Annotated in this window: 18 protein-coding genes and 1 tRNA gene; 13 read left to right on the top strand and 6 right to left on the bottom strand. The window is 44.7% G+C overall.

The features are described from left to right. Positions 1-95 precede the first annotated feature (95 nt). The 3 genes from H1A11_RS11735 (at position 96) to H1A11_RS11725 (ending at position 3,031) form a co-directional block, all read left to right on the top strand. A complete protein-coding gene (locus H1A11_RS11735; protein WP_138345763.1) occupies positions 96-866 on the top strand; it encodes a DUF1295 domain-containing protein in 771 nt (256 codons plus the stop codon). 65 nt (positions 867-931) lie between these two features. Beyond that, positions 932-2,155: an NADH:flavin oxidoreductase gene (locus H1A11_RS11730; RefSeq protein ID WP_138345765.1), complete on the top strand. Its 1,224-nt coding sequence runs from the start codon at positions 932-934 to the stop codon at positions 2,153-2,155. A 36-nt stretch (positions 2,156-2,191) separates the two neighbouring features. Next, complete coding sequence (locus H1A11_RS11725) at positions 2,192-3,031, top strand: SDR family oxidoreductase (RefSeq protein ID WP_138345767.1); 840 nt, start codon at positions 2,192-2,194, stop codon at positions 3,029-3,031. Positions 3,032-3,091: 60 nt separating this feature from the next. On the opposite strand, the gene pfkA is transcribed toward H1A11_RS11725, so the two are convergent. The 3 genes from pfkA to cmk all read right to left on the bottom strand — a co-directional run bounded on the left by pfkA (position 3,092) and on the right by cmk (position 5,782). After that, positions 3,092-4,072, bottom strand: coding sequence for a 6-phosphofructokinase (gene pfkA / locus H1A11_RS11720; RefSeq protein ID WP_005827137.1), 981 nt, complete (start codon positions 4,070-4,072; stop codon positions 3,092-3,094). A 140-nt stretch (positions 4,073-4,212) separates the two neighbouring features. Beyond that, positions 4,213-5,079 carry a 4-hydroxy-3-methylbut-2-enyl diphosphate reductase gene (locus tag H1A11_RS11715; protein ID WP_117964110.1) on the bottom strand — a complete coding sequence of 289 codons (867 nt, stop codon included), beginning with the start codon at positions 5,077-5,079 and terminating at the stop codon, positions 4,213-4,215. A gap of 7 nt (positions 5,080-5,086) precedes the next feature. Further along, positions 5,087-5,782, bottom strand: a complete 696-nt coding sequence (gene cmk, locus H1A11_RS11710; RefSeq protein WP_131225391.1) for a (d)CMP kinase — start codon at positions 5,780-5,782, stop codon at positions 5,087-5,089. A gap of 262 nt (positions 5,783-6,044) precedes the next feature. Here cmk and H1A11_RS11705 point away from each other — a divergent pair, with 262 nt between their 5' ends. The 9 genes from H1A11_RS11705 (at position 6,045) to H1A11_RS11665 (ending at position 12,004) form a co-directional block, all read left to right on the top strand. Next, positions 6,045-6,731, top strand: a complete 687-nt coding sequence (locus tag H1A11_RS11705; RefSeq protein WP_117600030.1) for an energy transducer TonB — start codon at positions 6,045-6,047, stop codon at positions 6,729-6,731. An 80-nt stretch (positions 6,732-6,811) separates the two neighbouring features. Continuing rightward, positions 6,812-7,786: a polyprenyl synthetase family protein gene (locus H1A11_RS11700; RefSeq protein ID WP_117600078.1), complete on the top strand. Its 975-nt coding sequence runs from the start codon at positions 6,812-6,814 to the stop codon at positions 7,784-7,786. A gap of 16 nt (positions 7,787-7,802) precedes the next feature. Further along, the gene (locus tag H1A11_RS11695) at positions 7,803-8,504 is read left to right on the top strand and encodes a hypothetical protein (protein ID WP_131225390.1); all 702 of its coding nucleotides are present in this window, start codon (positions 7,803-7,805) and stop codon (positions 8,502-8,504) included. An 8-nt stretch (positions 8,505-8,512) separates the two neighbouring features. Beyond that, the gene (locus H1A11_RS11690) at positions 8,513-9,292 is read left to right on the top strand and encodes a TatD family hydrolase (protein WP_181757247.1); all 780 of its coding nucleotides are present in this window, start codon (positions 8,513-8,515) and stop codon (positions 9,290-9,292) included. Positions 9,293-9,454: 162 nt separating this feature from the next. Further along, positions 9,455-9,542, top strand: a tRNA-Ser gene (locus H1A11_RS11685). 77 nt (positions 9,543-9,619) lie between these two features. After that, positions 9,620-10,423 (top strand): MotA/TolQ/ExbB proton channel family protein, encoded by an 804-nt coding sequence (locus H1A11_RS11680; RefSeq protein ID WP_117964113.1) that lies wholly within the window; start codon positions 9,620-9,622, stop codon positions 10,421-10,423. Positions 10,424-10,428: 5 nt separating this feature from the next. Then, positions 10,429-10,914 (top strand): hypothetical protein, encoded by a 486-nt coding sequence (locus H1A11_RS11675; protein WP_117600034.1) that lies wholly within the window; start codon positions 10,429-10,431, stop codon positions 10,912-10,914. A gap of 35 nt (positions 10,915-10,949) precedes the next feature. Beyond that, positions 10,950-11,540: a biopolymer transporter ExbD gene (locus tag H1A11_RS11670; protein ID WP_117600035.1), complete on the top strand. Its 591-nt coding sequence runs from the start codon at positions 10,950-10,952 to the stop codon at positions 11,538-11,540. Further along, a complete protein-coding gene (locus H1A11_RS11665; RefSeq protein WP_025833345.1) occupies positions 11,540-12,004 on the top strand; it encodes a biopolymer transporter ExbD in 465 nt (154 codons plus the stop codon). Before H1A11_RS11670 ends, H1A11_RS11665 begins: the two co-directional genes overlap by 1 nt. Before the next feature lie 74 nt (positions 12,005-12,078). Here the strand turns inward: H1A11_RS11665 and H1A11_RS11660 are convergent, their stop codons facing one another. Then, positions 12,079-12,615: a GNAT family N-acetyltransferase gene (locus H1A11_RS11660; protein ID WP_117964114.1), complete on the bottom strand. Its 537-nt coding sequence runs from the start codon at positions 12,613-12,615 to the stop codon at positions 12,079-12,081. 24 nt (positions 12,616-12,639) lie between these two features. Then, positions 12,640-13,917 (bottom strand): IgA Peptidase M64, encoded by a 1,278-nt coding sequence (locus tag H1A11_RS11655; protein WP_181757246.1) that lies wholly within the window; start codon positions 13,915-13,917, stop codon positions 12,640-12,642. Between the two features lie 238 nt (positions 13,918-14,155). Between H1A11_RS11655 and H1A11_RS11650 the strand changes: the two genes are divergently transcribed. Further along, the gene (locus H1A11_RS11650; protein WP_005827104.1) at positions 14,156-14,632 is read left to right on the top strand and encodes an Lrp/AsnC family transcriptional regulator; all 477 of its coding nucleotides are present in this window, start codon (positions 14,156-14,158) and stop codon (positions 14,630-14,632) included. Here H1A11_RS11650 and H1A11_RS11645 read toward each other — a convergent pair. Then, positions 14,629-15,123, bottom strand: a complete 495-nt coding sequence (locus H1A11_RS11645; protein ID WP_117600038.1) for a dihydrofolate reductase — start codon at positions 15,121-15,123, stop codon at positions 14,629-14,631. The genes H1A11_RS11650 and H1A11_RS11645 overlap by 4 nt on opposite strands. Between the last annotated feature and the right edge of the window lie 8 nt (positions 15,124-15,131).

The following is a 15,131-nucleotide window of genomic DNA, read 5'->3' as shown; positions in this document are numbered from 1 at the left end:
AAACACTGGTTTTTGCATGAAAAAACAATTATCCGGGGAAAACGATTTGTTTGTTGTGAGTTTTCTTTATCTTTGCTTCGCATAAATAAAGAACTATGAATCAGGAAACTTTTCAGATATTTCTGTGGGTAATGAGTGCTGTGGCATTGGTTGTCTTTATTGCACTCTATTTTGTCAAAGCGGGTTATGGCATGTTCCGTACTGCCTCGTGGGGAATCTCCATCAATAATAAATTGGCGTGGGTGCTTATGGAAGCGCCGGTATTCATCGTCATGTTTGGGTTGTGGGGGAAGAGTGGAGCGGGATTTGCCGTGCCGGTATATTTCTTCTTCCTGCTGTTTCAGTTGCACTATCTTCAGCGGGCCTTTATTTTTCCGTTCCTGCTGAAAGGTAAAAGCCGGATGCCGGTAGCTATTATGGCGATGGGTATCGTCTTCAACCTTTTGAACGGGATGATGCAGGCGGGCGGTTTGTTCTATTTCGCTCCCGAAGGCTTGTATGCCGATGGCTGGGCCTATTTGTTGAAACCTCATGCCTTGTTGGGAGTCATTCTGTTTTTTGCGGGTATGTTCGTCAATTTGCATTCTGACTATGTGATACGTCATCTGCGCAGGCCGGGTGATACGAAGCATTATCTTCCCGGAAAAGGACTTTACCGATACGTCACTTCTGCCAATTACTTCGGTGAACTGGTGGAATGGACGGGGTTTGCCATACTCACAGCTTCTCCCGCCGCCTGGGTGTTCGTCTGGTGGACGTTTGCCAACCTTGTTCCCCGTGCCGATGCCATTCACCGCCGTTATCGGGAGGAGTTTGGTGATGAGGCGGTAGGAAAGCGCAAACGCATCATTCCATTTCTTTATTAATGGAAAATGGAGAGTTGAAAATGGAAAATGAATAATTCATAACTTATAACTCATAACTCATAACGATGGAATCCAAGTTATTCACCCCCGTCACTTTCGGACCGTTGACTTTGCGTAACCGTACCATCCGTTCGGCTGCTTTCGAGAGCATGTGTCCCGGAAACGCTCCGTCGGACATGTTGCTCGACTATCATCGGTCGGTAGCGGCGGGAGGTATAGGTATGACTACTGTTGCTTATGCGGCAGTTACTCAGAGCGGCTTGTCTTTTGACCGCCAGTTGTGGATGCGTCCTGAGATTATCCCCGGACTCCGTAGGCTGACTGATGCCATACATGCGGAGGGGGCTGCGGCAGGCATCCAGTTGGGACACTGTGGCAATATGTCCCATAAGAGTATTTGCGGTTGTATGCCTGTCGGTGCATCTTCCGGTTTCAATCTTTATTCTCCTACTTTTGTGCGCGGACTTCGTGCCGATGAGCTGCCGGAGATGGCGCGCGCTTATGGACGTTCGGTGAATCTGGCACGGGAGGCCGGATTTGATTCTGTAGAGATTCATGCAGGGCATGGCTATCTCATCAGCCAGTTCTTGTCCCCGTCCACCAACCATCGGAAAGACGAGTTCGGAGGCTCGTTGCAGAACCGTATGCGTTTTATGGATATGGTGATGGAAGAAGTGATGAAGGCTGCCGGCAGTGATATGGCTGTGCTGGTGAAGATGAACATGCGCGACGGTTTCCGTGGAGGGATGGAGCTGGACGAGACGATGCAGGTGGCCCGGAGGCTGGAGCAGTCGGGAGCACATGCGCTGGTCTTGAGCGGTGGGTTCGTCAGTAAGGCGCCGATGTATGTCATGCGGGGCGAAATGCCTATCCGCAGCATGACGCATTACATGACCTGCTGGTGGTTGAAATACGGTGTACGCATGGTAGGCAAATGGATGATACCGAGCGTACCGTTTAAGGAAGCCTATTTCCTGGAAGATGCCTTGAAATTCCGTGCCGCCTTGAAGATACCGTTGGTTTATGTGGGTGGCCTGGTTTCCAGGGACAAGATAGATGAGGTGCTGGATGACGGCTTCGAGGCTGTGCAAATGGCACGTGCTCTGCTCAATGAGCCGGGGTTCGTCAACCGCATGCGTGCCGAAGAGAATGCACGTTGCAACTGCCAGCATAGTAATTATTGCATTGCCCGGATGTATTCCATCGAGATGGCATGCCATCAGCATTTGAAGGAGGAGCTTCCACCTTGTCTGAAAAGGGAGATAGAGAAAATCGAAGCGAAAGGCTGATTTTTAGTTTTTAATTTTCAATTTTTAATTATTAAAGTGAATTTAGCTGTTATAACCGGGGCAGACGGTGGCATGGGCATGGAAATTACCCGCGCAGTGGCAACTGCCGGCTATCAGGTCATCATGGCATGCCGTGACCCCCAAGCTGCCGAACCCAAGCGGCAACTGCTGATGCGTGAAACCGGTAATCCGCGTATTGAGACTGCTCCCATTGATTTGGCATCTCTGGCTTCAGTGGCCGCATTTGCAGAGCATCTGTTGAAGCGGGGAGAGCCGTTGGCGTTGTTGATGAACAATGCCGGAACCATGGAAACGGAACGCCGCATTACCGAAGACGGACTGGAACGGACGGTGAGTGTCAATTATGTAGGGCCTTACCTGCTGACCCGCAAGCTGCTGCCATTGATGGGAGAGGGGAGCCGTATTGTGAATATGGTATCTTGTACGTATGCCATCGGTCATCTTGACTTTCCGGATTTTTTCCTCCGGGGAAAGAAGGGTGGCTTTTGGCGCATTCCTATATATAGCAACACGAAGCTGGCATTGACTCTGTTCACCATCGACTTGGCCAGTCGCGTCAAGCACAAAGGTATTGTTGTGAATGCGGCCGACCCGGGGATTGTGTCTACCAATATCATCACCATGCATATGTGGTTCGACCCGCTGACAGATATGCTTTTCAGACCTTTTATCCGTACTCCCCGTAAGGGAGCTGCAACGGCTGTCGGCTTATTGCTGGATGAGGATGCCGGTAAACGTACGGGTACATTGAATGCCAGTTGCCGTCCCAAGTCTCTTTCGGAGAAGTATACCCGGCATGTACAGATGGAAGAACTGTGGGAGAGGACGGAAAATATAGTGAAGAAATGGTTGTAAAAAACAGAGAAGGCGCATATGTCGCCTTCTCTGTTTATGGGGTATCTGAACTGTCTGTCATCAGATCGACAGTTCTCTCAATACATTTACAAGGTCTTTTTTGATGGGTTTATCATTTTTGATGGCTTTCGTGAAAGGAACGTATACCACTTCATCGTGGTCAATGCCTATCATGACATTGCGCTGTCCTTCCATGATGGCGTCGATGGCGGCTGCGCCCAGACGGCTGGCAAGGATACGGTCGTGTGCCGTAGGACTACCACCGCGTTGCAAGTGACCGAGGATGGTTACGCGTACGTCATATTGGGGGTATTCGTTCTTTACACGCTCTGCATAGTGCATGGCACCGCCGGTCAGTTCACTCTCGGCTACCAGTACGATACTGCTGTTCTTGGATTTCCGGAAACCGTTCTTGATGAATTCTTCCAGTTGGTCTACTTCCGTACTGAATTCCGGGATAATGGCTGCTTCTGCTCCGGAGGCGATGGCGCCGTTCAGAGCGAGGAAACCGGCATCGCGTCCCATGACTTCTACGAAAAACAAGCGCTCATGGGAAGTGGCTGTATCACGGATTTTGTCCACAGCATCCAGGATCGTGTTCAGCGCGGTGTCGTAGCCGATAGTGGTATCTGTTCCATAAAGGTCATTGTCGATAGTTCCCGGCAGCCCGATACAAGGCACGTCAAACTCTTGTGCAAAGATACGAGCACCGGTCAGCGAACCGTCGCCTCCGATAATCACTAAGGCGTCAATGCCTTCTTTCTTCATGTTGTCGTAAGCAATCTGGCGGCCCTCGGGAGTCGTGAACTCTTTGCAGCGGGCTGTCTTCAGGATTGTACCACCCAGCTGGATGATGTTGCTGACATTTTGGCTTTTGAATTCTTTGATTTCGCCGGTTACCAGACCTTTGTAACCTCTATATATACCTTTAACTGAAAGTCCGTTGTAAATAGCCGAACGTGTCACGGCACGTATGGCTGCGTTCATTCCCGGAGCATCACCTCCTGATGTCAAGATACCAATGCACTTAACTGTTCCCATAACAATCTTTTTGTTTAGTATTAATAATCATGATGAAAAATAGATTTGGACTATTTTTTCATGCCGCAAAGATAAGGAAAAAGCTGAGGCCGTGACTAATAAATTACGTTAATTTGCTGTTCCAAAAGGATGACAAACTGTTATTTAAGTTTTGACTTTATGGCTTCTGAAATTTCTTCCATCAGCCATTTAGGGGTGGAAGTGGCTCCGCAGACACCGATGGAATTGGCACCGGCTAACAGAGAACTATCTATTTCTTCGGCACTGTCTATCAAATGTGAATTGGCATTGACTTTTTTACACTCACTGAACAGCATCTTGCCGTTGGAACTTTTTTTACCGCTAACAAAGAATATTAAATCATGGGAAGCGGCAAATTTTCGGATATTGGGTATCCGGTTTGCTACTTGTCGACAGATAGTGTCGTATGATTCAAAAGTAACTTCCGGTGAGATGTGTCCCTCTATGTATTTTACAATGTTTTGAAATCCGTCCAGAGATTTTGTGGTCTGGGAATAGAGCCGGATGTCTTTGCTGAAATCCAGTTTCCTTGCCTCTTCCTGCTTTTCAATAACGATGGCCTTTCCCGTAGTTTGACCTACCAGTCCCAGTACTTCGGCGTGTCCATTTTTGCCATAGATGACAATTTGTTTGTCTTGGCCGTCTTCCTGGACATACTCTTGCTTTATCTTCTTTTGCAGGCGGAGTACGACCGGGCAGGTTGCGTCAATGATTTCTATATTGTTGCGGCGGGCAATGTCATAAGTTTCGGGGGGTTCTCCATGAGCGCGAAGCAACACCTTGGCGTTGTGGAGGTGGTTGAATTCCTCATGGTTGATGGTAATCAGTCCCATTGCTTTCAGGCGTTCCACTTCACGGCTGTTGTGCACGATATCTCCCAGACAATAAAGGGTTCCTCCTTTCGCCAGTTCCTCTTCTGCCTTGTTTATTGCGGTGACAACTCCGAAACAGAAGCCGGAGCCTTCGTCTATTTCTACTTTTGCCATATCCGGTTCAGTTCTTCTCCTTTATAACCCGTTCGAATTGTTCGGCCAGCCATTCCTTTTGTTGGGAAATGGTCAGGTGGCTGTTGTCCAACAATAAAGCGTCAGAAGCTTTGCGCAGCGGACTTACTTCCCGGTTTTGGTCAATATAGTCCCGTTGTTTCACATTTTCCAGAATTTCGTCAAAGCTGGCTTCTTCCCCTTTGGCCTTCAGTTCATCATAGCGGCGTTGTGCCCGTATTTCGGGGCTGGCAGTTACAAAAATTTTCAGCTCGGCATCCGGGAAAACGGTAGTGCCGATGTCGCGCCCGTCCATAACGATGCCTTTGGCCTTGCCCATCTCTTGTTGCTGTGCCACCATAGCTTCGCGTACGAAATCCAATGCTGCAATGGGACTGACACGTGAAGACACTTCCATGGTACGGATTTTGTTTTCTACATTTATTCCGTTCAGGTAGGTGTCCGGGCGTCCGGTTTCGGGGTTCAGGCGGAAAAAAATATGTATATCCTTTATTAGACTTTTAAGTTTTTCGGTATCTATGCGGTCACCCTGGAAAATACCATTCTCCATACTATATAATGTTACTGCCCGATACATGGCACCGCTATCTATATATATGTAGCCGATTTCGCGGGCGAGGTCTTTGGCCATAGTGCTTTTTCCGCAAGAGGAAAAGCCGTCGATTGCTATTGTTATCTTTCTCATGACTTTTATACTATAGTTATATAGGTATAACACCTGCAAAACAGAAAATTTCAATATTTCATTTAAAATTCTTGCCAAAGATACGGTATTTTTAAAATATCTCGTTACATTTGTGGCACAAAAGCACATGGAGGCTTTTGAAGGATTAAAAAAATGAAAATGGAGCGCCTATTGTGTAAAAAAAAACAGCAGTGCGTGAACATTCTTGGGAAAAGTGCTATATTTGCCCCAAATGAGAAACACTAAAATTATATTATAAATTATGGAAATTAAGAAATCACCTAAGGCAGACTTGGAGAGTAAGAAGTCGACTTGGCTGCTTGTCGGTTATGTGATTGTGCTCGCTTTCATGTTTGTTGCGTTCGAGTGGACAAAGCGTGACATCAAGATTGATACGAGCCAGGCTGTTGCCGACTTAGTATTTGAAGAGGAAATTATTCCTATTACGGAACAACCGGAGCAGGTTACTCCTCCGCCCCCCGAAGCTCCTGCAATTGCAGAAACCTTGACTATTGTTGAGGACGATGCTGACGTGGAAGAAACTGCTATCGTATCTTCTGAAGAATTGAACCAGGCTGTGGAAATTAAATATGTTCCCGTAGCAGTGGAAGAAGAAGAACCGGAAGAACAGACTATTTTCGAAGTGGTAGAACAGATGCCTGAATTTCCGAATGGTGGTATGGCTGGTCTGATGCAGTATCTGAGCAAGAACATCAAATATCCTACTATTGCACAGGAAAACGGAACTCAAGGTCGTGTAACTGTACAGTTCGTGGTTAATAAGGATGGTAGTATTGTAGATGCTAAAGTTTTGAGAGGTGTTGATCCGTATTTGGACAAAGAAGCTGTCCGCGTGATTATGGGTATGCCGAAGTGGAAGCCTGGTATGCAGCGTGGTAAACCCGTTCGCGTTAAGTATACTGTACCTGTAATGTTTAGATTGCAGTAATAAAATATCTATAAGTGGGAGAGGCTGCCGGAATGCAGCCTCTTTTCATTATCCGCTATTTCCTAAATTCTGAAAATGTCATGTTTACAGCTTCCGAGCTTTTAGAAAGAATAAATTCTCATATTGCAGAATTGCAGTTTACCCGTACTCCTCAAGGTTTATATGCTCCCATTACCTATGTGCTGTCCATGGGTGGAAAAAGAATCCGTCCGGTATTGATGTTGATGGCCTACAATCTGTATCAGGAGGATATTACCCGTATTTTTAATCCTGCAATGGGTATTGAAGTGTATCATAATTATACTCTTTTGCACGACGACTTGATGGACCGTGCAGACCGTCGCCGTGGCAAGGATACAGTACATAAAGTCTGGGATGACAATGCTGCCATTCTTTCGGGGGATGCAATGCTTGTATTGGCTTATCAGTTTATGGCTCAATGCCCGGTTGAACATTTGAAAGAAGTGATGGATATATTTAGCTTGACCGCACTTGAAATCTGTGAAGGGCAACAGCTGGATATGGAGTTTGAACATCGGAAAGATGTGAAGGCAGAGGAGTATCTGGAAATGATTCGTCTGAAAACTTCGGTATTGTTGGCTGCAAGTCTGAAGATTGGTGCTCTTTTGGGAGGGGCTTCTTCTGAAGATGCGGAGCTGTTGTATGATTTTGGCATGAACTTGGGTGTCGCTTTTCAGTTGAAAGATGACTTCCTGGATGTTTATGGCGATGCTGCCGTCTTTGGAAAGAATATTGGAGGTGACATTCTGTGCAATAAAAAGACCTACATGCTGATAAAGGCTTTTGAACATGCGGATGAAGGCCAGTTGACTTATTTGAATGCTTGGGTGGATGCTGTTTCATTCAATCCGGAGGAGAAGGTTGCTGCGGTGACGGAACTGTATAACCAGATTGGTGTCAAGGAGTTGTGTGAGAAAAAAATGGAAGAGTATTGTGAGCGCGCAATGGAAAGTTTATTGGCGGTGAACGTGGCGGATGAAAAGAAGGAAGAATTGAAGAGCTTGATGGCTAACTTGATGCATCGGGAAGTGTAACTTAAATCCGGGAGAAATGCCTTATAGAAGATTGCCTAATACAGATCAAGCGAGAATACGGGCGCTGAAAGCAGTGGTCGTCAAGGGTGATATATGTAATGTGTATGATTTGGCCGTATCTTTGAAGGTATTGACTGATGCGCGGAATTTTCTTACAAAGTTTGAAGCTGCGCAAGCTTATTATGCCGACTGTTTTGAGCGGCAGGCTCGGGCGGGACGTAAGCATCAGGCTAATGTAAAGACTGCCCGTCTGTATATTTCTCATTTTATCCAGGTGTTGAATTTAGCTGTCATCCGTTCTGAAGTGCGTATTGCTCATAAGGAATATTACGGTTTGGACACAAGCAACAATAATGTGCCTGATTTATCGACAGAGCCTGCTTTGGCAGAGTGGGGGCGTAAAATCGTGGATGGGGAAAACAAGCGTATATCTCAGGGAGGAATTCCCATTTATAACCCTACGATTGCAAAAGTGAGGGTGCATTATGATATTTTCATGGATAGTTATGAGAAACAAAAGAATCTTCAATTTTTAACAGCCCGCAGTTTGGACACCTTGGCTTCGATGCGTGCAGAAGCGGATGAGTTGATTCTGCATATATGGAACCAGGTGGAAAAAAAATTTGAGGAGGTTACTCCTAATGAGAAACGGTTGGATTTATGCCGTGATTATGGAATAATCTATTATTATCGTACTGGTGAAAAACGCAAAGAGTAAGTTGAAGAATGAGATTGATTGATTCACATTCCCATCTTTTTTTAGAAGAGTTTGCAGGGGATTTGCCCCAAGTGATGGCCCGTGCCCGTGAGGCAGGAGTCACGCATATTTTTATGCCCAATATCGATAGTACCACCATAAAGCCTATGCTTCGGGTGTGTCGTGAATATAAGGGGTATTGCTATCCAATGATTGGGTTGCATCCCACGTCTGTGGATGCGGATTATGAAAAGGAGTTGGATATAGTGGCCCGGGAGCTGGCCTCATCGAACGAATTTGTTGCAGTTGGTGAAATTGGTATGGATTTGTATTGGGATAGGACTTTTCTCAGAGAACAGCAAAGGGCGTTGGGCAGGCAGATTGAGTGGGCTTTGGAATACGATTTGCCGGTAGTGCTGCATTGTAGGGAAGCGTTCGACCATATATATAATGTGTTGAAACTTTATCGGCAGACTCCTTTGAAAGGAATTTTCCATAGTTTTACGGGGACCTCGGAAGAGGCCTGCAGGATTATGGAATTTGCGGATTTTATGATAGGAATAAATGGTGTGGTGACTTTCAAGAAATCAACTTTGCCCGAAGTCTTGAAGAATATTCCTTTGGAACGTATCGTGCTGGAAACCGATTCCCCTTATCTGACTCCGGTTCCCAATCGAGGCAAGAGGAACGAAACCGCATATGTTAAGGATACTTTGGTAAAGGTGGCCGGAATCTATGGGAATTCTCCTGAAAAGGTGGCTCAGGTTACTTCTGATAACGCTTTAAAAGTGTTCGGAATGCTCAAATAAGCTCTTTAAGATTTTAAAGTTTATTAATTTTGAGATTTTATTTAATATAAAACGGGGAGAATGAGGCAGAACAACAAAAAAAAGAATACATTTGTAGCTGAAAACGCTTGTGGTTCGCATTTTTTTTGTAATTTGCACCCGATTTCAGAAAAGGCGTCTATTGGAGAGATGCTCGAGTGGTTGAAGAGGCACGCCTGGAAAGCGTGTATACCCCTAAAGGGTATCCGGGGTTCGAATCCCCGTCTCTCCGCAATGTGATAAAATGGAGATAAAACAACAAATTATAATAAATAAATTAATTAATTAATCTTAAAAATTAGACACACAATGAAAAAGTTATTTGCAATTGTTGCTGTGATGGGAGTCTTAACATTTGGCTCAACTCAACTTGCTCAGGCTCAAGATGCTCCTGCAGCTGAACAAACTGAACAAGCAGCTGTAGCACCTGCTGCTGACGCTGCTGCTCCTGCCGCTATGGAAGCTGCAGAAGGTGGTATCCACAAAGAGATTAAAACAAAGTTCATTGAAGGTACTGCATCTTTCATGAGTTTGGTAGCTATCGCATTGGTTATCGGTCTTGCATTCTGTATTGAACGTATCATTTATTTGAGTTTGGCTGAAATCAATACAAAGAAGTTCTTGTCTGCTATCGAAGCTGCTTTGGAAAAAGGTGACGTTGAAGCTGCTAAAGACATCGCACGTAACACAAGAGGTCCTATTGCTTCTATCTACTATCAAGGTCTGATGAGAATTGACCAAGGTATTGACGTAGTAGAAAAGTCTGTAGTATCTTATGGTGGTGTACAAGCTGGTTACTTGGAAAAAGGTTGCTCTTGGATTACACTGTTCATCGCTATGGCTCCGTCTTTGGGATTCTTGGGTACTGTAATCGGTATGGTGCAGGCATTTGATAAGATTCAGCAGGTAGGTGATATCTCTCCGACGGTTGTAGCAGGTGGTATGAAGGTTGCCTTGATCACTACTATCTTCGGTTTGATCGTTGCTTTGATTCTGCAGGTATTCTACAACTATATCTTGTCTAAGATTGAAGCTTTGACAAGTGAAATGGAAGATTCTTCTATCTCACTGTTGGATATGGTTATCAAATATGACTTGAAATACAAAAAATAATTAAGATGGCTAAGTTATCATATAAAGTATCATACTACGTACTGTATGTCATGTTCGCTATCATCTTGGTAGTGTTAGGCTTGTTCTACTTCGGTGGAGATGCTCAGGGCGATGCAGTATTGATGAGTGTTGACGCAGAAATGTGGCAACCGGCTCAGACAGACGCATTGATTTATTTGATGTATGTCTTGTTCTTTATAGCTATTATTGCTACCGTGGTTGGTGTTGTGTTCCAATTTGGATCTGCACTGAAAGATAATCCGGGAGCAGCGTTGAAATCTTTGATCGGTTTGGTTATATTGGTTGCAGTTGTTGTTATTTCTTGGGCTATGGGTAGTGAAGAGCCACTCGTTATTCCGGGTTATAGCGGAACTGAAAATGTTCCTTTCTGGTTGAAGCTTACTGATATGTTCCTCTATTCTATCTATATCTTGTTTGCTGGTACAATCTTGGCAATCATTTTTAGTAGCATTAAGAAGAAATTATCATAACCGATTGAGGTAAATCAATCTAAAGAGTAATTACAATGGCAAAAGGAAAAAGAAAAGTTCCTGATATTAACTCAAGTTCTACAGCGGATATTGCATTCTTGTTGCTGATTTTCTTCTTGATCACGACATCTATGGATACTGACCGTGGTTTGGCAAGACGTTTGCCGCCTCCACCGGAAAAAGACCAGAAGATTGAGGACCAGAAGAAGAAAGAACGTAATGTTCTGCAAGTCTTCTTAAATATGCAGGACCAGTTAATGTGTGGGAATGATTATATTACAGTTGACCAATTGCGTGCGAAAACAAAAGAATTCATTGCCAATCCGTACAATGATGAAACGAAGCCGGAAAAGATTTCAAAGAATGTTGCTTTCTTCGGTACGGTTCAAGTAACGGAAAATCATGTGGTTTCTTTGCGTTGTGACCGCGGTTCTTCCTATAAGGCATATATGGCTGTACAGAATGAGTTGGTAGCAGCTTATAATGAGTTGCGTGATGAATTGGCTCAAGAGAAGTGGCAGAAAAATTATGCTGAGTTGGATCAAGAACAGCAAGATGCAATTCGTGAAATTTATCCTCAGAGAATTTCTGAGGCAGAACCTAAAAAGTACGGAGAAAAGAAGTAATGGGAAAATTTAATAAGACTGGTAAACGTGAGATGCCGGCGTTGAACACTTCTTCTCTGCCTGACCTTATCTTCACCTTGTTGTTCTTTTTCATGATTGTGACAACGATGCGTGAGGTAACATTAAAGGTTGAGTTTAAGGTTCCGCAAGCTACGGAATTGGAGAAACTGGAGAAGAAGTCGTTGGTTACGTTTATCTACGTAGGAAAACCTACTGCCGAATTTCGTAAGAAGTTAGGTAATGAGAGCCGTATCCAGTTGAACGACAGTTATGCTGAAGTTGCTGAAATTCAAGATTATATTATTGGTGAACGTGCCAGTATGAAAGAAGAAGATCAGCCACAGATGACAGTGTCTTTGAAAGTTGACCAAGATACGAAAATGGGTATCGTAACAGATATCAAGGAAGCTCTTCGTCAAGCTTATGCTTTGAAGATTAACTATTCTGCGCAACCGCGTCAGTAAGAGTTGATTTAAGATATAATAAAGGTCGTTTCAACAAATGAAACGACCTTTATTGTTTTAAGTATATTGGATTTTTAAGATTTCACATTATATACTTCGCAGTAGATGTGTTCCTTTACAGAGTCAAAATCCTTTCCACATTCTATATCTCCATAGGCCATGATGAGCATAGGTAGGTAGTTGTCTCCTGCTTTGTAGGGTGGTTGTTGGTAGGGCTTTTCCCATAAGGAGAATCCTTGCCGTTGATAGAAGTTAATGCGGCGTTTAGCCATTTCTTCTTGGGGTATTTCCACTTCCAAGACGATGGGATGTTTTAAGAGTTGGCACAAATGGTTCAGTACACTCTTTCCATACCCGCCGTTACGCTGTGCGGGGTCAATGGCAAAATGCTCTATATAGTAGAAATGTCCGAAATCCCAGTAAGTGATGAGGCCTACCGGGGTGTTGTTATGGAAGATGATATTGTTATAGAAGTGCGTTTTGGTATCTGTATACTTGCGCAATTCCTCCAGTTCCCGGTACTCCTCTGAAGGGAACGATTGAGTCATTAATTTCTCCATATAGCTGTACAAGTCTGTGTCAGCTGTTGTAATACGTTGAAGTCTGATCATAAGTTCTTTAAGTTTAGTTTGTTCTTATTCTGTATAAAATTCAATGATGCGGCGGATAGCTCGTTGGCAGATAGGACAGAAAGTGGGATATTCATTGGTACGCATGCGGCAATTGTCTGCCGGACGGTAGATGCCTTTGGCAGAATAGCCGGCTCCTTCATATACACCTACGGGATATGTTCCACTTTCAGAAGAGGGAGTAGGAACGGGAGTTCCTTGTGCAAGCATGTCTTCCCACTTGGAGGTGAAATTGATTCTCGTGCTGATATTCTGTTCCCAGGGTTCCACATCTAATGGATAGGTATCTGTCATCACGTCATTGTCATAGAAATATTCATCGGCCAGTCCGCCAAAGCTATGCCCGAACTCATGTACCACAACGGGGCGGAACATTGGATGGTGGGCGGTAGTAAGGGTATAGGAATTATAGATTCCACCGCCGCCATATTCTTCCGTATTGGCAAGGATGATGATGTGTTCATACGGTATTCCAGCCAGCGCATCGTGTATGGATTTGACACGGGAGGTTGTCAGATACCGGTCTGAATAGAATGTGCTGAAATGAGAACTGAATGCTGTCCGTTTCCATTCTCCGAGGCGTGGTACACTTACTCCGCTGTCTTCGGAGGGGCTGGCCACTGCTACAATGTTGAAGTACTTTTTCATGGACCGGAAGGGTTCGTGGGCAAACAGACTTTCGCAGGCAATGGCTGCATCTTTGTAGAATACCGGCATCTCTTCGGGAGTATATCCTTCTGCAAGGATGGCTACGTCGATGCATTTGTCTGTATTGCCGCTTTGCAGCAGATATTTATGTGGTGTGATGTGGGCAGTACCTTTCTGCTGTATTAGGATATCGTCGGGACTGACCGTATGTTTCATGCTTGCCCGTACATTTCTACGCGGGTCAAGGAGTGTTATTTCTATTTCTGCAGGACGCAGGGGATAGGGAAGGAGGAAGGTGTTTTCGAATCCTTTGGTTACTGCTTTGGCTTCATCTGTTTCCAGCCACTCCTGGAAGAGCGAAGAAAAGGATGTTTTGTAGATTACGCTACCATTGGCTGCATCTCGCATAATGATTTGTCCGTTTCCTTGCAGGGGCAGTTCAGACAAGTGATGCTTCCTTCCTGCCCAAGAGGGGAGACAAGACAGTCCGTCCAGGCATATCTCTTGTTTGGCTGCATTTCCGGTAAAGATATAGTCGATACGCAGGGTCTTATCGGCAAAATAATCGGCAAAGCTTTGGGCATGCAAGGATATTGCTGCCATCAGGCATAATAGGAATAAGGAATACTTTTTCATAACGGTTCATTATTATTGCTACGACAAAGATAATATCTTTAAAGCTCATCTGCAATTTTCCAGTCGTGCGAGATGGAATTTGCGTATACGCTTTGAAATGCCGGATATGCGGTATTATTCTTTTTTTTGTAAGAAAAGTTATAAACCGTATTTTTATTGGCGAAAAAATAGCTAACTTTGCATGTTGCCGTATAGATATGCGGGAGATATAGTAATTTATTAATCATTAGAATTTGAAATGGGACATCATCAGTTGGATACTTTAGACGAACAGATTTTAAAACTTATAGCCGATAATGCACGCATTCCTTTCCTTGAAGTGGCTAGAGCTTGTAATGTATCGGGAGCAGCCATTCATCAGCGCATTCAAAAGCTGACAAACTTAGGTATATTGAAAGGTTCTGAATATGTGATTGATCCTGAGAAGATAGGATATGAAACATGCGCCTATATCGGTATCTACCTAAAGGATCCCGCTTCCTTCGATGCTGTAACGAGAGCATTGGAAGCTATTCCCGAGATTGTGGAATGCCATTTTACAACGGGCAAGTATGATATGTTCATAAAGCTTTATGCCCGCAACAACCATCATTTGCTGAGCATCATACATGATAAGTTGCAGCCGCTGGGACTGGCACGTACGGAAACCTTGATTTCTTTCCACGAAGCCATCAAGCGGCAGATGCCTATAACGGTAGAAGAAGAGGAAGATTAATTCTGCCGGCGGATATAATCGACAAATGCATAAGGGCAGGGATGCTTCTCATCTGCGGGATGAGACTCCCTGCTTTTTTCTTGCCATACAGTCGGAGAGACTTCGGGAAAGTAGGCGTCCACCTGAGTGGCTTCTGCATCCACTTCGGTCAGGCAGAGGGCATCCGCAAAGGGGAGTGCCTGGCGATAAACACTTGCACCGCCGATGATGTAGACGTGTTCGTCGGGCTGGCAACTGTTCAGTGCTTCTTCCAATGAGGGAAAAACTTCTGCACCGGGATAGAGCAAATCTTTTTGAGTGGACAGAACAACGTTGCGGCGGTTGGGAAGCGCGCCTTTGGGGAGAGATTCAAAGGTCTTTCGGCCCATGATAATGGTATTTCCCGTGGTGAGGGCTTTGAAACGCTTTAAATCATTGGGAAGCCAAAATAGCAATCGGTTCTGATAACCGATACCTCTCTTTCTATCTACTGCGGCGATAATACTAATCATATGTGTGT

The organism is Bacteroides sp. CACC 737, assembly GCF_013874375.1.
In the GTDB taxonomy this organism is placed as follows: domain Bacteria; phylum Bacteroidota; class Bacteroidia; order Bacteroidales; family Bacteroidaceae; genus Bacteroides; species Bacteroides uniformis.
Note: the sequence above shows the minus strand (reverse complement) of the source record. Positions and strands in the feature narration are given on the sequence as shown.